Below are 20,979 nucleotides of genomic sequence, written 5' to 3' on the forward strand. Positions count from 1 at the left end.
CGGGTACTCCGGTCAGTGGTCGATGTCGCAGGGGCCGGCCGCGGCCGACACGCAGGTCTGGATGAGGACGCCGTCGCCGGGCACCGCCGTGGTCAGGTCCCCGTTGCGCAGGTCGCGGACCGCGCCCTGGCGCAGCGGCAGGACGCAGCCGAAGCAGATGCCCATCCGGCAGCCCGACGGCATCAGCACCCCGGCGTTCTCACCGGCGTCGAGCAGCGGGGTGGCGCCGTCGGCCGCCACGGTCGCCCCCGAGCGGGTGAAGGTGACGGTGCCGCCCTCCCCGGGCGAGATGACGGTGGGCCGGAACCGCTCGGTGTGCAGCCGCTCGCCGCACCCCTGGGCCGTCCAGTGCTCCGCCAGCGCGTCGAGCAGGCCGACCGGGCCGCAGGCCCAGGTCTCCCGGTCGAGGTGGTCGGGCACGAGACCGGCGAGGTCGGCCACGGTGAGCAGCCCGTCGGCGTCGGTGTGCCGCTCCACCAGCCGGATCGCGCCCCGCGCGGCGAGGTCCCGCAGGTCGGCGCCGAAGATCGAGTCGGCGGGGGTCGGCGCGGAGTGCACGACGACGACGTCGGCACCGGCCAGCACGCCCGAGCGCAGCATCCCCATCACCGGGGTGACCCCGCTGCCGGCGGTCACGAAGAGCACCCGGGCGGGCGGCCGGCCCGGCAGCACGAAGTCGCCCTGGGCCTGGTCGAGCTGGACCAGCGTCCCGGGCTGCGCCCGGCGGACGAGGTGGTTGCTGACCACGCCGTCCGGGATCGCCTTGACGGTGATCGAGATGGGCCCGCGGGCGGTCGGGGCCGAGGTGACCGAGTACGCCCGCCACAGGCGCACGCCGTCGACGTCGACGCCGAGGCGGACGTACTGGCCGGGGGTGTGCCCCCGCCAGTCGCGGCCCGGCCGGATCACCAGTGTCGCCGCGTCGGCGGTCTCGGGGCGGACGGCGACGATCCGGCCGCGCAGGTCCGCCCCCGAGCGCAGCGGGGCCACCAGGTCGAGGTAGTCGTCGGGCAGCAGCGGGGTGGTGACCGACGCGGCCAGCCGCAGGATGCGGCCCCGCAGGGACGCCTTCGCGGGTGGGCGCGGGACGGTGGTCGTCATGATTCGATGGTCGCGGCGGCCTGGCATAAAATCTTGGCCTGCGAAGGTGAACCGATCGAGCCTTTTTGTGCGAAGGGAACAAACGTGTCGGAACGCTCCGAGGCCACCCGGCGCGCCGCCCGCCTCGAACTGGACGCGCGGGTCGCGGGCGCGCTGCGCGACCGGCTGCCGCTGCTCGCCGAGCGGACGATCACCGCGATCACCGCCGAGGTCCCGAGCTACTCCGGCACCCTCACCGGCCAGATGCGCGAGAAGATCGAGACCGCGGTGCAGCTCGCGCTCGGCACGTTCCTCCAGCTCATCGAGCGGTCCCAGGGCGCCGACCCGAGCACGCCCCTGGTCGGCGCCCTGGAGGCCGCGTACGCCCTCGGCAGCGGCGAGGCGCGCTCCGGCCGGAGCATGGACGCGCTGCTGGCCGCGTACCGGGTGGGCGCCCGCGTCTCGTGGCGGGAGATGTCGACCACCACGGTGCAGGGCGGGTCGTCCGCAGCCACCGTCGCCGAGTTCGCCGAGCTGATGTTCGCGTACATCGACGAGCTTTCCGCCGCCAGCGTGGCCGGGCACGCCGACGAGCTGGCCAGCGTGGGCCGGGCCCGGCGCCGCAACCTGGAACGGCTCACCCAGCGGCTGCTCGCCGGCGAGCCCGAGGAGGCGCTGCTGCGCAGCGCCGACCGGGCCGACTGGCCGCCGCCGCAGACCCTCACCGTCGTCCTGCTGCCGCGGGCCAACCTCCGGGCGGCGCTCGCGCTGCTGCCCTCGCACACCCTCGAGAGCGGCGACGACCTGCCGGCGGCCGCGGCGGGCGAGGACCTCGCGGTGCTGCTGGTGCCCGACACGCACGGCGACCGGCGGCGCCAGCTCGCCCGGGTGCTGCGCGGGCGGCGCGCGGTGCTGGGCCCCGCCCGCCCGTGGACCCGGGTGGCCTCCTCCTACCAGCGCGCGACCCGGGCCCTGTCGCTCGGCCTCCACCCCGCCGACGACGGCGCGGCGCTGGACACCGAGGAGCACCTCGCCGAGCTGGTGCTGAGCACGGACCCGGAGGGGCTCGCCGACCTGCGCGCCCGGGTCCTGGCGCCGCTGGCGTCGCTGCCGTCCGCCACCGCCGACCGCCTCGTCGAGACGCTGCGCTCCTGGCTGCTGCACCACGGCCGGCGCGACGACGTCGCCGCCGACCTCTTCGTGCACCCGCAGACCGTGCGCTACCGGATGGGCAAGCTCCGCGAGCTGTACGGCGACCGGCTGACCGATCCGGGGACCGTCCTCGACCTCACCCTCGCCCTGGCCTTCCCGCCCCGCGACGGGGCCGGCGACCCGCCGTCCTGATCGGACCGTCGGCCCTCGGGGATCGGCCCCGCCCCCGCTCGGGGATCGGCGACGGGACGCGCGCCGAGCGCGGTTCCCCGCGTGGGAACGATCAGGTCAGATACCGGACATACCCGTATCGCCGGCCGACTTCGTCTGGCACCCTGGTCCCTCCTCGCCCACGATCACCACGTCGGCCGCCGGCAAGGCCGGTGGTCGCCGCGCGGCGGGGCGGAACGGGGCTGCTTCCGACACCGCGCCACCCGCACCAGGAGGGCCGTCGGGCGGGGCCGGCGAGCGAGAGGACGTGCATGGCGCCGCACACGGGGGACGGACACGGGACCGACCGGTCGGCCCCGGCCACCCGACGGAGACGTCGCGCGGGCCGGCTCCGCGACGCCCTGCGGACGACCCCGGCGCTGATCGTGGTCGGCGGCGCCGTGCTGGTCGCCGCGCTCGCCGCGACCGCCGCCGTCGCCGTGCAGTCCCGGGCGTCCGCCACCACGCTCGGCGAGCGGTCCGCCGAGACCGCCGTGCGCACCAGCACGACCGCCCGGGAGATCTACCAGGGCCTCGCCGACGCCGACGTCGCCGCCAGCGCCGTCTTCCTGCTCCCGCCCACCGAGGACCGGCGCGTCTCGCTCGTCGGCGCGTACGACGCGGCGGTGCACGAGGTGGAGCGCACGCTGACCGACTCGATGGGCAACGCCGTCGACGACCCCGACCGGCTGACCAGGCTGGCGACGATCGCCGCGCGGCTGAAGGTCTACCGGGACGTGGTGTGCGCCGCGCTGCGGGTGGCCGGCCCCCTCCCCACGCTTCCCGGCGCGGAGCAGCGCCGCCCCTGCACGCCGGCGGAGACGACGGCGGAGACCGGGGCGGAGGACGCGGCGGCCCGCGCCGTGCTCGCCTCGGCCTACGCCCGCGAGGCGTCGCACTACATGTCCACCGAGCTGCTCACCGCGGCGCAGGGCCTGTGGAACTACGACACCCGGCGGCTGCTCGAGGCCCGCGCCGACGCGCGGCCGTGGCTCGCCGCGTCCGTGCTGGTGCCGCTGGGCACCCTCGCCGCCCTGGTGGTGGTGCAGGTGTGGCTGCGCCGGCGGACCCGGCGCCGGCTGAACGCCGGCCTGCTGCTGGCCTCGCTGGGCACCGCGGCCGTGCTGGCCATGCTGGTCTCGTCGTGGTGGCACTGGCCGGACGCCGACCGGAGGTTCCCCGAGCTGGAACGGGCGATCGACGCGCAGAGCGCCACCCAGCAGCGACTCGGCAGCCTGCTGGCCGGCCGCGCCGACGTCTACCTCGGGCTCGGGGCGAGCGTCGACCCGGCGGGGCACAAGGCCGACTTCGACCGGCGGGACCTCTGCGCCGATCCCGCCGGGCAGGAGCCCCCGAGGGACCGGATCGACTGCACCGCCCTGACGGAGGCGGTCTGGCCGGCCCGGCAGAGCCGGACGCCCAACGCGTTCCGCGACGCTGTCGACACCGTGCTCAGCGAGGGTTCGGCGGGCCGGGCGTTCGTCACCGCGGAGGGCCACCTCCTCGCCGACCTGACCGCCCGCAACGAGGAGGTCTCCCGGATGGTGGCCGACCTGCCCGAGGCGCCACGCCATCTCGGCGGCACGGCCGCCTGGGTCACGCTGCTCGCCGCCGCCGGGGTGGTCGCCGGGCTGCGCCAGCGCTACCTGGAGTACCAGTGAACGCGCCCCGGAGGGCTCCGACGACGACGCGACGCGGTGGCCGCGGGGCGATGCTCGCCGCGCTCCTGACCGCCCTGGCCGGGTGCACCGCGCCGACGGCGCCGCCCCCCGCGCCCCCGGCGCGGCCGCAGGGCGTGGCGACGGTCCCGACGACCGACGGGGCGGACGCGATCTGCCCGGTGCGCCGCAGCCTTCCCGCGAACCCGACCCCGCCGTCCCGGATCCTCGACCGGGGCGAGCTGGTGGTGGGCGTCGACCCGTCCGACGCCACGATGAGCCACTGGGACGCCCGCACCCAGCGGTTCGAGGGCTTCAACATCGAGCTGATGCTGGCGGTCGCCCGGGCCGTCTGGCCGACGGAGGACCCGCGCGAGCGGCTCACCTTCAAGGTGGTGCCGCCCGGCCAGGGCGCCTTCACCATGATCGAGAGCGGCGACATCGACGTCGTGGCCACCTCCCTGACGGCGACGTGCCAACGCGCCCGGCGGGTCGTCTTCTCCAACGACTACCTCGACTCCGGTCAGAGCGTGCTGGTCCGCGAACGCGCCGAGGGGGTGCCGGAGTACGCCGGCATGGAGCAGCTCGGGGGCAAGCGGGTCTGCGCCGGCGCGAACACGACCTCGCTCGCGATGATCTCCAGCTACCGCACCCTCGCGGGCGAGCGGCTCGTGCCGGTGCAGGCCGTCCACTCGGTCGACTGCCTCGTCATGCTGCGCCAGGGCCAGGTCGACGGCGTCAGCACCGACGAGAACATCCTGCTGGGCTTCGCCCAGATGGCCCCGGACACGATGCTGGTGACCGAGCCGCCGCGCCGCGACCGGCAGTTCTGCGCGTACCACCAGGACTCCGACTGCACCTGGTTCACCGACGAGCCGCACGCCTTCGCGTTCCACCTCGACCACGGCCGGGAGCTGGCCGCGTACGTGAACCACGTGCTGGCCTCGCCGCACACCGCGACGGTGTGGCGGCAGGCCCACGACCGGTGGATCCCCGGGCACCGGGACAGGGGCATGCCGTCGCCCGAGCCGCCGACCACGGTGTGGCCGCCCCCCGACCCGCCGCCGGTCACGCCGCGGCCGACCGACTGACGGGCGGCACCTGATGTCCGACCGGGAACGCCTCGACGCCACCCTGGCGGCGCACGCCTGGGTGTGCGAGAGCCTGCTCGAGGTGCAGCAACTCGTCACCGACGCCTTCCGGCAGCCGACCGGCCCCGCCGCGGCGTCCGCGCAGGAGGCCCGGGACCTGCTGCACCGGCTCGGCTGCCTGTCGCTGGCCCTGGACCGCCTGGTCGACGACCTCGACGGCGTCGACCGGTCCACGCCCGCCGGTGCGGACGCGCTGGCCCGGCTGCTGGCCGGCCCCTGCCGGGTCCGATTCACCGCGGCGACCGGCGAGCCGGTCCGCCTAGAGGAGATGACCGTCGAGCAGGTCGTGGTGGCGGCCCGCGAGCACGTGGCCCGGATCCGCCGGATCGTCGACGCGCACGGCCGCGACCGGCTGGCGGTCCGGGCGCAGCGGCTGCGCTCCTCCGTGGAGCGGCTCCGGCGGCTCGCCGCGGACGCCGCCGCCGAGGGCCTGGGCGACGGGGCCGACCCCGTGGCCGGGCTCGCGGTCGACGGGCTGCTGGAGCAGGTCGCCGCCGCCGAGGCGGCGGGCCGGGGGCGGTGGCTGCGCGGCGACGCCGGGCCGGACGGGGACGACGGGACGCTGTCCGAAGCCGTCGACCGGGCGGTCGAGCTGACCGACGCCGCGCGGCGCCGGCTGCGCCGCCGGTGCCACCTGGAGCTCACGGGGCGGCTGGAGGCGTACCGGCAGAAGGCCGCCGACGTGGGCCGGGCCGAGCATCCAGACGTCGAGGAGAGCTACCGGGACGCCCGGGCCGCGCTGCGCCCCGACGTCTTCGACGTGACCGGCGCCAGCCGGGCGGTCCGGGCCTACCAGCAGGCCGTGAACGGGGGGACGCGATGACGGCGGTCAGCCGCGGCTGCGCGGAGCGCAACTGCCCCGGCAGGGTGGACTCCGACGGGTTCTGCCGGCTGTGGGGGCACGAATGCGCCGGAGCCGGGGCCGGCGCCGCCACCGGCACGGGGCCGAGCCCCGACCCCGACCTCGACCGACGCCCGGCGCGGACGGCGTCCCGGCCGTGGGAGCAGCCGGCCGTGCTGCCCACCGCCCGGCCCCACGACCCACTGTCGGCGCTGGTGTCGCAGCCGGTCGTCCCCGAGCACTCCCGCTACTGCGCGAAGACGACCTGCCGGCGCCGGCTGCCCCGGGTCGCCGGATACTGCCCGGACTGCGGCACCCGGTACTCCTTCACCCCGCCGCTGGCCAACGGCGACCTGCGGGCCAGGCGCTACCGGATCGAGGGCTGCCTGGGCAACGGCGGGGTCGGCTGGGTGTTCCTCGCCCGGGACGAGGACATGGACGGCGCGTGGCGGGTGCTGAAGGGGCAGCGCAACCCGGAGGACCGGGAGGCCGTCGCGGCGTTCGTCGCCGAACGGCAGGCGCTGATCGCGCTGAACCACCCGCACATCGTCACGATCACCCACGCGCTGCGGCCCGAGTCCGACCGGGACGCCGGCTACCTGGTGATGGAGTACGTCAACGGGGGCACCCTCGAGGAGGCGCGCAGCGCGGCCGGGCCGGGCGGCGGTTCCTGCGCCGTCGACGTGGCGCAGGCGCTCGGGTACGGCGTGCAGATCCTCGACGCCTTCGAGTACCTGCACGACCAGGGCTGGCTGTACTGCGACCTGAAGCCCGAGAACGTGATGCGGGTCGGCGGCCAGGGCGCCAACGACCCGATCAAGCTCGTCGACTTCGGTGCCGCCCGCCGGATCGACAACACGGTGAGCCCGGCCTGGGGCACCGCGGGCTTCACCGCCCCGGAGGTGGAACGCCTGGGGCCGGCCGGCCCGAGCGTACGGTCGGACCTCTACACCGTCGGCCGGACCCTCGCGGCGCTGACCCTGGTGCCCCGGTCCGTCGACGTGACCCGGATCCCGCCCGGACAGGACCTGCTGCGGTTGCCCGTGCCGGCGCGGCTCGACCCGTTCCTGCGGTTGCTGGCCCGCGCCACCGCCGCCGAGCCGGACGACCGGTTCGCCTCCGCCGCCGAGATGCGCGAGCAGGTCCGAGGGGTCCGGCGGCAGGTCGCCTCGGCGGGCGACGGCGTGCCGCGGCCGACCCGGTCCACCCTGTTCAGTCCCTCCGCGTGCGCGTTCGGCCTGCACACCGACGGGGACGCGCTCGACGTCGTGGAGATCACGCTCGGTCTGCCCGCGCCCCTGGTCGACGGCGCCGACCCGGCCGCCGGTTTCCTCGCCTCGCTCGGCCCGGCCGACCCGGCGGAGCTCATCGAGCTGCTGAGGACCGCCCCGGAGCGGACGGCGCAGGTCACCTACCGCGCCGTCCGGGCACACCTCGCCGCCGGCCGGGCGGACGAGGCGGGGCCGCTGCTCGCCGAGTTCCCCGAGGAGCTGCGGGACTGGTCGCTGTGGTGGCACCGCGGCCTGGTGGCCCTGGTGGGCCGGGACTTCGGCACCGCCCGCCGCCGGTTCGCGCAGGTCTACGGGTGGCTGCCGGGCGAGGTCTCCACCCGGCTCGCGTACGCGGTGGCCTGCGAGCTCGACGGCGACGCGCGCACGGCCGCCGACCACTACCGGGGGGTGTGGGACACCGACCCGGGCGTGGTGGGCGCGGCCTTCGGGCTGGCCCGCTGCCTGCTGGCGACAGCCGACGCGCGCAGCGCCGCCGACGCCCTGCTGAAGGTGCCGGAGTCGTCCCGGGCCTCGACGGTGGCGGTGACCTGCGCGGTGCGGATCCTGCTCGACGCGCCGGACGACGGGCACCGGCTCGACGCCGCGCTCGACGCCGCGGCAATGGTCGACAAGCTGCCCCCGTTCGACGAACGCGAGCAGGTCGAGGCGCACATCCTGCGGATCGCGCTGGACTGCGACCTGGCCGCCGGGCGCCACGCCGGGCGGCGACTGTTCGGCCACCCGCTGGAGGAGGACGCCCTGCGCGGCGCGTTCGAGCGCCGCTGCCGGTCCCGCGCCCGGCGCACCGCCGACCGGCGCGAGCGGATCGCGCTCGTCGACCTTGCCAACGCGTACCGGCCGGTGACGTGGTGGTGAGCCCGGCCGCCGGCCCCGACGGAAAGAGGTCACCCGTGCCCCCCGCCAACGGTCTGCCGCTGCGCCTGAGCGTGCACCACACCGAGTACGTGCCCGCCGACGGAGCGGTCGTCGACGTCGTCGCCACCGTGCAGGGCGTGGAGCCGGAGGAGGGGGAGGTCCGCCACGACGGCCTGGCCGAGGTGATCCTGCTCGACTCCTCGGGCTCGATGGGGGCGCCGCAGGCCAAGATGCGGGCCGCCCGGCAGGCGACCGCCGCCGCCATCGACGCCCTGCCGGACGGGGTCGCGTTCGCGGTGGTGGCCGGCACCGCCAACGCCACGATGGTCTACCCGCGCGACCGGCGGCTGGCGGTCGCCGACGAGAGCACCCGCGCCGCCGCCCGCGACGCGCTGCGGCGCGTGGCGCCGCACGGCGGCACCGCCATCGGCACGTGGCTGCTGCTGGCCCGCCGGCTGCTCGCCACGCGGCCCGACGCGATCGGGCACGTCATCCTGCTCACCGACGGCCGCAACGAGTCCCAGCGCCCGGCCGACCTGCGGGCGGCGGTGGACGACTGCGTGGGGCGCTTCACCGTCGACTGCCGCGCCATCGGCTCCGCCGACGGCGTGCACGACTGGGACGCGGCGGAGCTGCTGGGCATCGCGGAGGCGTTGGGAGCCAACCCCGTCGTGCCGGTGGAGGACCTCGCCGGGCTCGCCGACGAGTTCCGGGCGGTGCTGACGCGCGCGATGTCCCGCCGGGTCGCCGACGTGCGGCTCCGGGTGCGCACCACCGGGCTGACCCGGGTCCGCTTCGTCAAGCAGGTACACCCGGCGATCGCCGACCTCACGGGGCGCGGCGAGCCGGCCGGCGAGCTGACCACCGACTACCCGGTCGGCGCGTGGAGCCCGCACGACCAGCGGGACTACCACGTCGCCCTGGAGGTCGACGCGATGGCGCCGGGGGCGCGACGGCGGGTCGGCTGGGTGAGCGTCCACGCCGACGCGGACGGCGAGCCGGTCGAGGCGCCGATCACCGTGGAGTGGACCGAGGACGCCCTGCGGTACTCGGAGATCAACGAGAGCGTCGCCCACTACACCCGGCAGCAGGACTACGCGGCGGCGGTCCAGCGCGGGCTGACGGCCGCCCGGGCGGGCCGGACCACCGAGGCGGAGGAGCACCTGGGCCGCGCGGTGGCGCTCGCCCACGCCGCGGGCCGCGACGACGACGTGGTCCTGCTCGCCCGGGTGGTGGACGTCCTGGACGCCGCCGGCGGCCGGGTCCGCCTCAAGCCCGACGTGGACGCCCGGCTGACCCAGTCCTCCCTGGTCGTGTCCCACCACACCTCCCGGTGGGGGCCGCAGGAGCCGCCGGCGCAGCGGTCCGCGCCGGCCGGCCCGCCCGCGCCGTGGCGGCACTGCGGCGAGGCGCAGACCGGCGCCTACTGCGAGGGATGCGGGGCCCACCACCTGGCGGCGGACCGGCCCGGCGCCGGCCGGCCCTGACGCCGATGGACCTGGAGATCCCCAACCAGGTCGCCGGCGTCGTCAGCGGCACGCTGGCGCTCGCCGGCGCGGTCCTCGCCGTCCGCCGGTACACCCGGGACCGGGACCGGCGCGGCTGGTGGTCCGCGCTGAGCCCGGTCTGGAAGCGGGAGGCGGACGCCGGCATCGTGCACCCGCACCGGTTCGGCGGGTACGTGAAGCCGCTGTCCGAGGTGTACGTGCCGCGCCGGGTGGTGCCCCGGCTCGCCCCGGCCGGCGACGGCGTCGACGTGGCGGACCTGCTCACCGGTGCCGGCAACGTGCTGCTGATCGGTGAGCCGGGCAGCGGCAAGACCGCGCTCGTCCGCTACGAGAGCGCCCGGTCGGCGCAGCGCTGGCTCGCCGGACGCGGCCGGCGGCGACGGTCCCCGCCCGGTCCGGTGCTGGTGAGCCTGCCGGCCACCGCCCTGGTGCACCAGCCGCTGCCCGCCGCGCTCGCCGAGGCGTACCCGCGGGAGGGCGCCCCGCTCGACGTGGAGCAGCCGCCCGCTCCCGGGCGGCGGTGGCTGGTCTGCGTCGACGGGGTCGACGCCGTCGCCGACCCGGACGAGCGGGCCGTCGTGCTCAACCGCCTCGCCACCCTGGCCCGCTCCCCCGGCCCGGCCGCGGCGCCGAAGCCGTGGCGCCTCCTGGTGACCACGCGGCACCTGGCCGAGGACGAGTTGGCCGTGCTGAGCGACGGCTACGCGGCGTACCACCTGGCGCACTTCACCGACGCCGACGTCGCGCTGCTGGCCGCCCGGTGGTTCCCGGACGACGCCACGGCGCGCGGGTTCCTGGACTGGGCCCACGCCCAGCGCATCACCGGCCCGGTGCACAACCCGCTGACCGCCACCATCGCCGTGCTGGTGTGGGAGGGCGGGCAGGCGGAAGCGGCCCCGCAGCCCGGCCCGGCGGCCCTGCTCGACGAGTTCGTCCGCGCCCTGCTGCGCGGCGGCCGGGACAGCCTGGACGCCGCCTGCGAGGCGCTGCTGCGCTGCCCGCCCGAGGGCGAGTCGATCGCCGCCTGGCTGGTGGCGCGGCACACCGAACTCGTCGAGGTGGCGGCGACCGCCGCGGTCACCGGGGGCGATCCGGTGGCGGCGGTCGTGGACTGGTCGGCGGCGCACGCGCCGACTCCCCCGGCGCGGGCACTGCCCGACTGGCCCACCCACGTACGGCAGATCCTGCTCGCCACGAACCTCTTCCGGGCCGACCGGCACACCCTGGCCTCGGTCTGGCCCAGCCTGGTGGAATACCTGGCGGCGGGGCCGCTGGCCCGGGACTGGCGGCCCGACGAGTGGGTGACGCTGATGAACACCCGTTCGACGCGGTTCGTCGCGTTGCAGGCGATCAGCCGGGCCGCCGTCGCGCCGGCCTTCCTGCGGGACCGCCTGGCGGAGCCGGACGGCGCGATCGCCGCCGGTCACCTGCTCGCCGGCCGCGCCGGGACGGGCGGGGCCGGCGCACTCCCGTTCCGGGCGGACGTGCTCGCGGCGCTGCTGACGCACTGGGCCGGCGGCGCGGACCGCCCCGCCGGCCGGGACGCCGCGCGGGAGTGCTTCTCGCTGCTCATGACGCTGGCCGCGGACCGGGCCGACCGGGACCTGCTGCACGACGTCGCCACGGATCCGCGCCGGCCGGGCGACGTCCGCCGGGCCGCGGCGCTCTTCTTCGCCGTACGCAAGCGCAACGCCCGCCCCCGATGAGCGCCGGCTCCCGACCCCGGCTGCCCGGACGCGCACGGCGACCTCCCGCGGCAGCCGTGCCACCGCAGAGGCCCACGCTCGGACGAGCGTGGGCCTCCTGTCACGTCGCCCGACGGGCGGCGGTGTTCGCCTACGCCGGCTGCGGCCCGACGACGGTCCAGCACAGGCCGGCGGGATCGCGCAGGGTCGGCTGCTGCGCCGGACCCGCCGGCGGTTCGACGCGGGCACCGGCGGCCAGCGCCCGCCGCAGCACCGCCTCGGGGTCGGTCCGCTCGATGGTCAGCACGCCGTCCCGGCCCTCGGCCGGCGACCCCGCCTCGGCCCACTCGCTGACGGTCAGCCGGTGCCCGTCGACGGCCAGTTCCGCCTGCAGGACGCGGCCGTCGAGCAGGCACTCCCGCTGGAGTTGGACGGCGTCGAGGACGTCCGTGTAGAAGGCGACGACCTCGGCCGTGTCGCTGACCGAGAGGTGGGGCCCCGGCCCGTCGTTCGCTGGCCTCATGCGACTCGTGCCCCCTTCCGCTACTCGGCGATCCGGGTCCGACCGGTCCAGCGGAACACCACGGGCACGTCGGCCGTCTCCGGGGCGCTGCCCCGCTCGAAGTGCTCGTACCCTCCATAGTGCCGGACCTTGATCTTCTCCGCCGCCCGCACCACCCGGTGACTGCGCAGGTCGGCCGGCAGATCGGCCGGGCCGCCCTCCAGGACGGCATCGATGACGCCGGCGACGTCCCGGGCGACCGGATCAGCTTGCGAAAAGTCCTTCATGGCACGACCTCCGTCGCATTCCGCACACCTCGGACGGGCCCGCCGCTGGCCGGCGGACGCGTCCACACAGGTCTGACGACACCCGTTGCCGGGGTGAACGGACGCTCCGGGTCGAACGTCGTTGTTCCGGTGGCCGGCCGCCCGTTCCGCAGCGAACGTAATCCAGGTCACATCCGCCCGAACACCCTTAGCGGACCCCTAGGACCCGCCCTGGGCAGCGACGATGCTTCCGCACGCCCGGGCGCCGGCCACCGGCCGGCTCACTCCCAGCGGAAGAAGCGGGTCGCCAACACGGAGCCGAGCACGGCCGTCACGGCCAGGGCGAGCAGCTGCCCCCACTGCGGGCTGGCACCCGCCCACGCCGCGCCGATGGTGTCCACCGTGGCGCCCAGCGGCGAGTAGTCGGCGATGAGGGCCAGGGCGGCCGGCATCCGGTCCCGGGGCAGCCAGGCGCCGGCGAGGAAGAGCAGCGGGAAGAACAGCGCAGGGCCGATCGACTGCGCCGCCCGGGCGGACGGCGCCAGCGCCGCGATCAGCAGCCCGACGGCGAAGAGGCAGGCCACCCCGAGCAGGAACGCCAGCACGAAACCGGGAAAGTTGGCCGGCGCCGGCTGGTCCAGCAGGAACCGTACGGCGATCGCGGTGACCACGGCGCCGAGGACACCCATCACGAGGTTGACCACGACCTGGGCCACCAGCAGGAGGGCGGGCTGCACCGGGGTGGTCGCCAGGCGGCGCAGGACCCGGCGTTCGCGGTAGATGCCGAGCGCCATCGGCAGGGTGAAGAGCGCGAGCATCCCGATCGTCAGGGCCAGGGCGAGGGACGGCAGGAAGGTCTGCTCGGCGTGCTGCCCGGTGTCGGCGGCCGTGCCGGCGCGCTGCGGCAACCCGAAGACGAGCATCAGCCCGATCGGCAGGGCGAAGACGAAGAACAGCGACACCGGCTCCCGCAGGAAGAGCTTCGTCTCGACGGCGATCAGCTTCGTCAGGGCGCTCACGATGACCTCTCGTCGGTCGGGGACTGCGTGGCGGTCCGGCCCCCACGGCCGGTGAGGGACACGAACGCGTCGTCGAGGCTGGGCTGCTCGACCCGGAGCCCGGTGTAGCGGATGCCGGCCTCGTTGAGCGCGGACAGGACCGACTGGAGCACGTCCTTCGTGCCGGTCACCATCACCTCCGCGCCGTAGTGGGACACCCCGGTCACGTCGGGCGACGCGAGCAGCAGCGCGTCCTCGACCGGCTCGTCGGGCCGGAAGTGCACCCGGTGGTCGGTACCGACCCGGTCGAGCAGGCCGGACGGGCTGTCGATCGCCACCACCCGCCCCTGGTCGATGATCGCCAGCCGGTCGCAGAGGCGTTCCGCCTCCTCCATGAAGTGGGTGACCAGCACGACGGTGACGCCCCGGTCGCGGATCCGCTCGACCAGGTCCCAGGTGTCCCGGCGGCCCTGCGGGTCGAGCCCCGTGGTCAGCTCGTCGAGGATGGCGACCTCGGGCCGCCCGACCAGGGCCAACGCCACCGACAACCGCTGCTTCTGCCCGCCGGAGAGCTTCTGGAAGTAGGTGTTGCGCTGCTCGGCCAGGCCGAGGTCGGTCAGCAGCTCGTCGATGTCGGCCCGGTTGCGGTAGAAGGACCGGTACAGGTCCAGCGCCTCCCACACCCGCACCTTGTCGGGCAGTTGGCTCTCCTGGAGCTGGGCGCCGACGCGCTGACGCACCTCGGTGCGGTCGCGGATCGGGTCGAGCCCCAGCACCCGGATCGTGCCGCCGTCGGGCCGACGCAGCCCCTGCACGCACTCGACCGTGGTGGTCTTGCCCGCCCCGTTGGGGCCCAGCACGCCGAAGATCTCGCCCTGTTCGACGGTGAAGGAGACGTCCGCGACGGCGACCTTCTCCCCGTACCGTTTCTGCAGATGATCGACTTCGATGACCGGCATGGGCGTGGTCCTCCTTCACGTGCGGGCGGCCGTCAGGGCGGGCGGGACCCCCGGCTGATCGCGGCGTCGGCTGCGGTGACGTGCCAGCGCCAGCCCGCCCGCGAGGCCGGCCGACGCCCGACATCATCCGTCCAACGGAGGTACGAATCAATCGATCAGTTGACGAATCGGGGGTTTCGAACGGGATACGACCCGGGGACAGGGGTCTCGGCGGGCAGCCGGGCGCGGCGACAGGGGTGTTAGCCGGTTACCGCGCGTGTCCGTCGACACGGTGGGGTGGGCCGGGCGCCGGGCAGAGGGGCAGCAGCTCGTCCAGCCGGGTCAGCACGACGTCGGGGCCGGCGGCGCGCAGGGCCTCCTCGTCGGACTCGCCCCACAGCGCGGCCACCGCGACCACCCCGGCCGCCCGCGCGCTGAGCAGGTCGCTCGGTGCGTCACCGACCATGAGCGCCTCCGCCGGCCGGGCCCCGAGCAGCCGCAGCGCCTGCCGCACGATGTCCGGTGCGGGCTTGGGCCGGGGCACCTCGTCCGAGCCCACCACGTGGTCGACGAGCGGCAGCAGGTCGAGCCGGCCGAGCAGATCCCGGGCCCGTACGCCGCTGCGGCCGGTCGCCACGGCCAACCCGATCCCCCGCCGCCGCAGCGTGCCGAGCAACTCCGGCACCCCGTCGACGAGGGTGACCCGGTGCGCGAGGCGGTTGCTCTCCCGGACGAACGGCTCGGCCAGCGCCGCCGGCAGGCCCATCAGCTCCAGCACCTCCGGCAGGTACCGGCCCGGATGGCGGCAGTACTCCTCGACCGGGGCGACGCCGTCGCCGACCACCTCCCCGTACGCGAGGGCGAACGCCTCCCTGGCCACGGCGAGGCTGTCGACCAGCACCCCGTCGAGGTCGAGCACCACGGCCCGGACGCTCGCGGGCACCGACACCCGTTCCGTCGTCTCCCCGGCCACCGACGCCACCTCCCGCCCGTCCGACCTCGCCGGCCGGTAGGGGTGGCAGGCCGGGGGACGCCCCGACTACGGTCGGGATCGTCGTCCCGGGCCTGCCGGCCGGGCACACGCCCGCCCGGATCCACCGGCGCACCGCCGACCCTACCGGCGTCCCGTGCCCCCGGTTCCGGCGCCCGGTCACGCCCGGTCGCTCCGGCCCGGGTCACGGCCCGGCCGATCCGACGCCGGGCCCGAGCCGCTGGAGAAGGGGTCGCGCCATGCCACTGCTGAGCTGGCTCTCGGAAGGCACCGACGAGCGTCCGGACGCGGTCCGCGTCGACGACCGGGCGGTGTCCGGGGTGGAGCTGCGCCGGCTGGCCGCGGCGGTCGCGGACGAGCTGCGCGGCGTCGACCGGGTGGCGATCGAGGCGACCGCGACCCTGGAGACGGTGGTCGGGGTGGTCGGCGCGCTGACCGCCGGGGCGGCGGTCGTGCCGGTGCCGCCGGACGCCGGGCCGATGGAACGCGACCACATCCTGCGCGACTCGGGGTCGACGGCGCTGCTGGTCCCGGCCGGCGCGGAGCACCCGGCCGACAGCATGGGCCCAGCCGTCGTCCCGATCGACCTGGCCCGGCGCTCGGACACCACGCACCCCGAGCCGGACCCGGCCCGCACCGCGCTGATCCTCTACACCAGCGGCACCACCGGCGCGCCGAAGGGCGCGGTCATCTCCCGCCGCGCGGTCGCCGCGTGCCTGGACGGCCTGGCCGACGCCTGGGCCTGGACGCCAGACGACCTGCTGGTCCACGGCCTGCCGCTGTTCCACGTGCACGGGCTGGTGCTCGGTGTGCTCGGGCCGCTGCGGCTGGGCAGCCGGCTGCACCACGTCGGCCGGCCGCGTCCGGAGCGGTACGCGGCCGCCGAGGGCTCGATGTACTTCGGCGTACCCACGGTGTGGTCCCGGGTCGCCGCCGACCCCGACGCGGCGCGGGCCCTGCGCCCGGCGCGGCTGCTCGTCTCGGGCAGCGCGGCGCTGCCGGCGGCGGTCTTCGCGGACCTCGCCGCGCTCACCGGCCACCGGGTCGTCGAGCGGTACGGGATGACCGAGACCCTGATCACGGTGAGCGCCCGGGCGGACGGCCCGCGCCGGCCGGGCACCGTCGGGCTGCCGCTGCCCGGAGTGCGGACGCGGCTGGTCGACGAGCAGGGCGCGACGCTGCCGGCCGACGGGGCGATGGGCGAGCTCCAGGTCAGCGGCCCCACCCTCTTCGACGGGTACCTCAACCGTCCGGACGCCGACGCGGCGAGCAGCACCCCGGACGGCTGGTTCCGCACGGGCGACGTCGCCACCGTCGACCCCGACGGCTGGCACCGGATCGTCGGGCGGGCGTCCACCGACCTGATCAAGAGCGGCGGCTACCGGATCGGCGCGGGCGAGGTGGAGGACGCCCTGCTCGCGCACCCGGGAGTCCGGGAGGCCGCCGTGGTGGGGATCCCGCACCCGGACCTCGGCCAGCAGGTCACCGCGTACGTGGTGGGCGACGGGGTGGACGGGCCGGAGCTGGTGGACTTCGTGGCCCGGCACCTGTCCGCGCACAAGCGGCCGCGCGAGGTGCGCCTGGTCGACGCGCTGCCCCGCAACGCCCTCGGGAAGGTGCAGAAGAACCGGCTGCTGGCGGACTGACCGGTCGGCCGCGGCGACCCCGGTGCGGGCGGGTCAGGCGACCGCCGGGATGCTGATCGCGGTGACCACCAGGCCCCGGCCGACCAGGAACCGGCCGGCGAAGGCGGTCACCGGCACCCCGCCGAGCACCGGGCCGGGCACCAGCAGGTGGGCGGTGAACGTCCCGGCCGGATCGAGCACGATGTCCGCCTCGGCGAAGTCCAGCCACCGGCCGGTGAGCGGAAACCACGCCTTGTAGACCGACTCCTTCGCGCTGAACAGCAGGCGGTCCCAGCAGACCGACGGGCTGGCGGCGCTGAGCGCCGCGGTGCGGGCCCGCTCGGCCGGCAGCGCGATCGCGTCGAGCACCCCGTCGGGCAGCCGCGCGTGGGGCTCGGCGTCCACCCCGAGGGTGGCGAACGCCGCCGTACGACCGAGGACGGCCGCCCGGTAGCCCTCGCAGTGCGTCATGCTGCCGACCACGCCGTCCGGCCAGACCGGGGCACCCCGGACACCGGACAGGATAGGCACCGGGGCGAAGCCCAGCTCGCCGAGCGCCCGGCGGGCACAGTGCCGTACGGTGGTGAACTCCCGACGGCGCTTCTCCACCGATGCGGCGACCAGCGCCTGCTCCTCGGGGAACAGGGTCAGGCCGGCGGGGTCGGTGAACGACTCGGCCACCGCCACGGTGGAGGGCAGGATCTGCTCGATCACCTCGCCGATGTTAGGTGCTGCGGCGACCCGCACCGCTCCGACGCCGGCCGGAGGGTGCACCATAGGGGTCGGGTACGGGTGCCGGGCCGCACGGGCGGCTGCCAGTCTGGGGGGGTACCCCGCCCACGGGCGGGGCCGCGGATTGGTCGGATGGATGCGGGAAAGCGATGCTCACTGGCAAGGTGGTGCGGTTCGACGAGGTGCGGGGCTACGGGTTCATCGCCCCGGACGACGGCAGCGACGACGTGTTCGTGCACGCGAACATGCTGGACGGTGACAAGTGGGCGTTGACGCCCGGCGTCCCGGTGGAGTACGACGCGGTGGAGACCGACCGCGGCCCCAAGGCCGTGCTGGTGCGGGTGGTCGGCGCTCCCGCGGGAGTGGAGCGGAACGGGACGGCCCGGGCCGGTGTGGCGGTTGCCGGCGGGCGAAGCCGGGAGATCGGGCAGGTCGCGGGCGGCGCGGACGACGAGGAGGGCCTCTGCGACGTGCTCTCCGAGCGGGCGTTCTCCGCGGAGACCACCGAGGCGCTGGTGACCTCCGTGCCGGACCTGACCGGGGCGCAGATCGTTGCGGTACGCGCCCGGATGCTGGCCCTGGCCCGGCGGCACGGCTGGGTGGAGGGCTGACCGCCGCCCGCCTCGGGCCGGAGCGTCCGGCCACGGCGGGGACGGCCGGCGCACGCGGACCGGCCGCAGGGCACAGTAGGCCGCACGGTGCGAAGCGGCCGGGTCAGCCGGCGTCGACCAGCAGGGACTTCCTGATCCGGCCGAGCGCGGTGCGGGGCAGCTCGTCGACGAAGTGCACCCGCCGGGGGCGTTGGGCCGCCGAGAGGTGCCGCCCGACGTGGTCGATCAGCACCTGCGCGGTCAGGTTGTCGGCGACGACGTAGGCGGTGACCTGTTCGCCGAGCGTGTGGTGCGGCGTGCCGACGACGGCGGCGTCCCGGACGCCCGGGTGGCTCAGCAACGCCTCCTCGACCTGGCCGGCGTGCACCCGCCGGCCCCGGCTGTGCACCACGTCGAGCCCCCGCCGGCCGATGATCCGGTGTGACCCGTCGGCGGCCACGGTCGCCAGGTCACCGGTGGCGTGCCAGGGACCGGCCGCGCTCCGCCCGCCGCCGCCGACGTAGCCGCTGAACAGCGTCGGCCCGCAGACGCTCAGCTCGCCCACCGATTCGCCGTCGGCCGGCACGGGCCGGTCCTCGCGGTCCAGCACCCGGGTCTCCACGCCGGGCAGGGGGGTGCCGACGGCTCCGTCGACCGGCGGGTCGCCGGCCCTACCGGTCAGCGCGATGAGGGTCTCGGTCGTACCGTATGCCTGGACCGGTGCGTGCGAGGTGAGCAGCCGCAGCCGCTCGGCCACGGCGGCGGCCAACGGGGCGTCCGCGGAGATCAGGATCCGCGCCGCGGCCAGCGACCGGGCCAACGGGCCGTCCCGCGCGATTCTCCCCCACTGCGCGGGCAGCGCCAGGTACATGGTGCCGGCCGGCCCCGCGCAGGCGTTCCGGTCGAGGTGGACGAGGCGGCTGCCGACCCGCAGCGCGCCGAGCAGACCGACGACCAGGCCGTACGCCCGGAACAGCGGCGCGCCCTGGACCACGACGTCGTCCCCACTCCAGCACCAGGCGGCGGCCAGCAGGTCGAGGTCGGCGGCGATGGCGCGACGCGAGATGCGCACCCCGCGCGGCGGCCCAGCGGCTCCTCCGGTGTAGAGGATGACCGCGTCGGCGCCCGGCTCGGGCTCGGGATGGTGCGTCGAGGAACGCTGGCGCAGGTCGACGGGAACCGTGGGCAGCCGGTCGCCGCCGGGCGGGCGCGCTCCGAGGACAACCGTCGTCCCGGACTGCCGCAGGATGCGGTTCCGCTCGCACTGCCCGACGCCGGGCGGTAGTGGCACGAGCGGAACGCCCGCGTGGACGGCGCCGAGCATGCCCACGACCGTCTCCAGGGTCGGCGTGGCGTCGACCGCGACCACGCCCGCGCCCCTGATCCGGTCGGCGACCGCGGTGACGCAGCCGAGCAATGCCTCGCTGGAGAGCGTGCCGCCGGCCATCCTGACCGCATCGGCCCGGTCCGCGCCCGATCCCCGCAGCGCCGGCAGCAGTGTCATCCCCGTTATCCCCTGCCAGGGACGTGGGCGAGTCGCGGCAGCGACTGGGGCATCACGACGGCCACAGGACCCTTCACGTCATGGGGTTCGAGCAGCCCCATATCCGGCCATCCCGCCATCGACGCGGGGTGTCCCGAAATTAGGCTGCGCAATGGTCCGGCACAACCCCTAGCCACCCGGCCAGGTCCCCTGCCCGGGGACGGCGGGCCAGGTAGGACGCGAGGTGGCGTCGCCTTGGGCGACCGGCGGTCGGGGCGTTCTGGTTCCCGGGCGACACTGTGGAGAGAATTCCGTCCGGCAGGAGCGGTGAACAATGGAGCCGCATTGACGTCGGAATTGTCGGCCGGCCACCGGACGGAGCGACGGGAAATCAATTCCACAAGCCAAACTCTTTCAATTTTCAACAGGCCCGGCACGCACGGCGGCACCGGCTCCCGACGACCGCTGGGCGCATAATTCATTTTTAACAACATAATCGCTTAATGTTCCCAAAGGTCCGAATCGGGCATGCCTGGGACGATGCCGCGACGCAAGCCCCTTCCCGTCCGGCCGACGCGACCACCGGAGGGGTCACGCCAGCAGGCGGGGGACGCATTACCTCGCAGCAAACAGAGGAATTCTCACAGTTTCCCCCGGCCCACCAGGCATCCGGCACCTCGCGGAAAACCGGACCGGGACGAGCGGGCCGACCACCGACCGGCGACGCGACCAGCACCCTGAGCGCCGGGCGCCACGCGCCGCCGTGAGAACCGGCCGGGCGGGGCGGACGCTCGCCCCGCCCGGCCGTCATCACCAGGCTGAACTGCCCACACCGACCGGCGCCGGCTTCCGCCCGCCCCTCCGACGACCGACCGGACAGGTCCCGAGCGGCACGACGACACGGCCCGCCGGGCCGGGCGGGGACGAATGCTCGCTCGCGGCCCTGCGGGCGGCTCGCGCACACCTAGCACGGGGAGGCGCGACAACCAATGGCCGACATCGCCATGAAAAGCAACCTCGACGACCGGCGCAACACCTGGTCACGTTACGGGACCAGGTGGCGACTTTCCGTTGTGGACTGCGCACCCGACGCGGGATGACGGCGGCAGGGACACCCGAACCGATGTTTGCCTATCCTTTACAAACCTCGGCTTGCCGCCCAATTGCCGAACTGCCATACTCCCACCATCACGGCGGTCGATAGGGGGAGACCGGCCAAGAGGGGGCTGGGGAATTATCGCCGGCACTGGTGGGCTGCAAGTCGGAGCCGCCAGTCGGTCAAGTCGGTCGATGGTTGCCCGTCGCTCCTCGACGGCGATCTATATAACCAAAACTGGAATGGGTCGAGAATTGCCGGTCTCCGATTTCGTCGAGCTCCAGGGCCGCGCAGGGCAGGTGGCGTGCCCGGTGACCGCGGGCCGC

The 20,979-nt window shown here is 75.6% G+C and carries 17 protein-coding genes; 9 read left to right on the plus strand and 8 right to left on the minus strand.

Annotation, left to right across the window (positions count from 1 at the left end):
- Positions 1-12 precede the first annotated feature (12 nt).
- Entirely contained in the window at positions 13-1,101 is a 1,089-nt protein-coding gene (locus ACGFZ2_RS28545; protein ID WP_393458817.1) for a ferredoxin reductase, read from the minus strand.
- Between the two features lie 84 nt (positions 1,102-1,185).
- Between ACGFZ2_RS28545 and ACGFZ2_RS28550 the strand changes: the two genes are divergently transcribed.
- The 7 genes from ACGFZ2_RS28550 (at position 1,186) to ACGFZ2_RS28580 (ending at position 11,453) form a co-directional block, all read left to right on the plus strand.
- Positions 1,186-2,424 (plus strand): PucR family transcriptional regulator, encoded by a 1,239-nt coding sequence (locus ACGFZ2_RS28550; RefSeq protein WP_393458820.1) that lies wholly within the window; start codon positions 1,186-1,188, stop codon positions 2,422-2,424.
- A 290-nt stretch (positions 2,425-2,714) separates the two neighbouring features.
- Complete coding sequence (locus ACGFZ2_RS28555) at positions 2,715-4,103, plus strand: hypothetical protein (protein WP_393458823.1); 1,389 nt, start codon at positions 2,715-2,717, stop codon at positions 4,101-4,103.
- A gap of 50 nt (positions 4,104-4,153) precedes the next feature.
- On the plus strand, positions 4,154-5,191 hold the full coding sequence (locus ACGFZ2_RS28560) for a transporter substrate-binding domain-containing protein (protein WP_393458826.1): 1,038 nt from the start codon (positions 4,154-4,156) through the stop codon (positions 5,189-5,191).
- A gap of 13 nt (positions 5,192-5,204) precedes the next feature.
- Positions 5,205-6,074, plus strand: coding sequence for a hypothetical protein (locus ACGFZ2_RS28565; protein ID WP_393267816.1), 870 nt, complete (start codon positions 5,205-5,207; stop codon positions 6,072-6,074).
- Positions 6,071-8,239, plus strand: coding sequence for a tetratricopeptide repeat protein (locus ACGFZ2_RS28570; protein ID WP_393458829.1), 2,169 nt, complete (start codon positions 6,071-6,073; stop codon positions 8,237-8,239). The genes ACGFZ2_RS28565 and ACGFZ2_RS28570 overlap by 4 nt, the downstream gene beginning before the upstream one ends.
- A gap of 35 nt (positions 8,240-8,274) precedes the next feature.
- The gene (locus ACGFZ2_RS28575; RefSeq protein WP_393458832.1) at positions 8,275-9,726 is read left to right on the plus strand and encodes a VWA domain-containing protein; all 1,452 of its coding nucleotides are present in this window, start codon (positions 8,275-8,277) and stop codon (positions 9,724-9,726) included.
- A 5-nt stretch (positions 9,727-9,731) separates the two neighbouring features.
- Entirely contained in the window at positions 9,732-11,453 is a 1,722-nt protein-coding gene (locus ACGFZ2_RS28580; RefSeq protein ID WP_393458835.1) for a hypothetical protein, read from the plus strand.
- A 130-nt stretch (positions 11,454-11,583) separates the two neighbouring features.
- Here ACGFZ2_RS28580 and ACGFZ2_RS28585 read toward each other — a convergent pair whose 3' ends face one another.
- The 5 genes from ACGFZ2_RS28585 to ACGFZ2_RS28605 form a co-directional block, all read right to left on the minus strand.
- The gene (locus ACGFZ2_RS28585) at positions 11,584-11,955 is read right to left on the minus strand and encodes a VOC family protein (RefSeq protein ID WP_393458838.1); all 372 of its coding nucleotides are present in this window, start codon (positions 11,953-11,955) and stop codon (positions 11,584-11,586) included.
- A 20-nt stretch (positions 11,956-11,975) separates the two neighbouring features.
- Positions 11,976-12,221: a DUF5988 family protein gene (locus tag ACGFZ2_RS28590; RefSeq protein WP_393458841.1), complete on the minus strand. Its 246-nt coding sequence runs from the start codon at positions 12,219-12,221 to the stop codon at positions 11,976-11,978.
- A 260-nt stretch (positions 12,222-12,481) separates the two neighbouring features.
- Entirely contained in the window at positions 12,482-13,219 is a 738-nt protein-coding gene (locus ACGFZ2_RS28595) for an ABC transporter permease (protein ID WP_393458844.1), read from the minus strand.
- The gene (locus tag ACGFZ2_RS28600) at positions 13,216-14,157 is read right to left on the minus strand and encodes an ATP-binding cassette domain-containing protein (RefSeq protein WP_393458847.1); all 942 of its coding nucleotides are present in this window, start codon (positions 14,155-14,157) and stop codon (positions 13,216-13,218) included. The genes ACGFZ2_RS28595 and ACGFZ2_RS28600 overlap by 4 nt, the downstream gene beginning before the upstream one ends.
- A 247-nt stretch (positions 14,158-14,404) precedes the next feature.
- The gene (locus tag ACGFZ2_RS28605) at positions 14,405-15,109 is read right to left on the minus strand and encodes an HAD-IA family hydrolase (RefSeq protein WP_393458850.1); all 705 of its coding nucleotides are present in this window, start codon (positions 15,107-15,109) and stop codon (positions 14,405-14,407) included.
- Between the two features lie 257 nt (positions 15,110-15,366).
- Here ACGFZ2_RS28605 and ACGFZ2_RS28610 point away from each other — a divergent pair, with 257 nt between their 5' ends.
- On the plus strand, positions 15,367-16,773 hold the full coding sequence (locus ACGFZ2_RS28610) for an acyl-CoA synthetase (protein WP_393458853.1): 1,407 nt from the start codon (positions 15,367-15,369) through the stop codon (positions 16,771-16,773).
- A gap of 33 nt (positions 16,774-16,806) precedes the next feature.
- Here ACGFZ2_RS28610 and ACGFZ2_RS28615 read toward each other — a convergent pair whose 3' ends face one another.
- Positions 16,807-17,466 (minus strand): 4'-phosphopantetheinyl transferase, encoded by a 660-nt coding sequence (locus tag ACGFZ2_RS28615; RefSeq protein WP_393458856.1) that lies wholly within the window; start codon positions 17,464-17,466, stop codon positions 16,807-16,809.
- Positions 17,467-17,633: 167 nt separating this feature from the next.
- Between ACGFZ2_RS28615 and ACGFZ2_RS28620 the strand changes: the two genes are divergently transcribed.
- Complete coding sequence (locus tag ACGFZ2_RS28620) at positions 17,634-18,095, plus strand: cold-shock protein (RefSeq protein WP_393458859.1); 462 nt, start codon at positions 17,634-17,636, stop codon at positions 18,093-18,095.
- 103 nt (positions 18,096-18,198) lie between these two features.
- On the opposite strand, the gene ACGFZ2_RS28625 is transcribed toward ACGFZ2_RS28620, so the two are convergent.
- The gene (locus tag ACGFZ2_RS28625; RefSeq protein ID WP_393458862.1) at positions 18,199-19,578 is read right to left on the minus strand and encodes an AMP-binding protein; all 1,380 of its coding nucleotides are present in this window, start codon (positions 19,576-19,578) and stop codon (positions 18,199-18,201) included.
- Positions 19,579-20,979: the final 1,401 nt, after the last annotated feature.

Source organism: Micromonospora sp. NPDC048063, assembly GCF_043202855.1.
In the GTDB taxonomy this organism is placed as follows: domain Bacteria; phylum Actinomycetota; class Actinomycetes; order Mycobacteriales; family Micromonosporaceae; genus Micromonospora.

Excerpts from the sequence above, each read along its gene's own strand:
- ACGFZ2_RS28545 (WP_393458817.1), bottom strand. The coding sequence starts at position 1,101 with ATGACGACCACCGTCCCGCGCCCACCCGCGAAGGCGTCCCTGCGGGGC.
- ACGFZ2_RS28555 (WP_393458823.1), top strand. The coding sequence starts at position 2,715 with ATGGCGCCGCACACGGGGGACGGACACGGGACCGACCGGTCGGCCCCG.
- ACGFZ2_RS28560 (WP_393458826.1), top strand. The coding sequence starts at position 4,154 with ATGCTCGCCGCGCTCCTGACCGCCCTGGCCGGGTGCACCGCGCCGACG.
- ACGFZ2_RS28565 (WP_393267816.1), top strand. The coding sequence starts at position 5,205 with ATGTCCGACCGGGAACGCCTCGACGCCACCCTGGCGGCGCACGCCTGG.
- ACGFZ2_RS28570 (WP_393458829.1), top strand. The coding sequence starts at position 6,071 with ATGACGGCGGTCAGCCGCGGCTGCGCGGAGCGCAACTGCCCCGGCAGG.
- ACGFZ2_RS28580 (WP_393458835.1), top strand. The coding sequence starts at position 9,732 with ATGGACCTGGAGATCCCCAACCAGGTCGCCGGCGTCGTCAGCGGCACG.
- ACGFZ2_RS28585 (WP_393458838.1), bottom strand. The coding sequence starts at position 11,955 with ATGAGGCCAGCGAACGACGGGCCGGGGCCCCACCTCTCGGTCAGCGAC.
- ACGFZ2_RS28590 (WP_393458841.1), bottom strand. The coding sequence starts at position 12,221 with ATGAAGGACTTTTCGCAAGCTGATCCGGTCGCCCGGGACGTCGCCGGC.
- ACGFZ2_RS28600 (WP_393458847.1), bottom strand. The coding sequence starts at position 14,157 with ATGCCGGTCATCGAAGTCGATCATCTGCAGAAACGGTACGGGGAGAAG.
- ACGFZ2_RS28610 (WP_393458853.1), top strand. The coding sequence starts at position 15,367 with ATGCCACTGCTGAGCTGGCTCTCGGAAGGCACCGACGAGCGTCCGGAC.
- ACGFZ2_RS28620 (WP_393458859.1), top strand. The coding sequence starts at position 17,634 with ATGCTCACTGGCAAGGTGGTGCGGTTCGACGAGGTGCGGGGCTACGGG.
- ACGFZ2_RS28625 (WP_393458862.1), bottom strand. The coding sequence starts at position 19,578 with ATGACACTGCTGCCGGCGCTGCGGGGATCGGGCGCGGACCGGGCCGAT.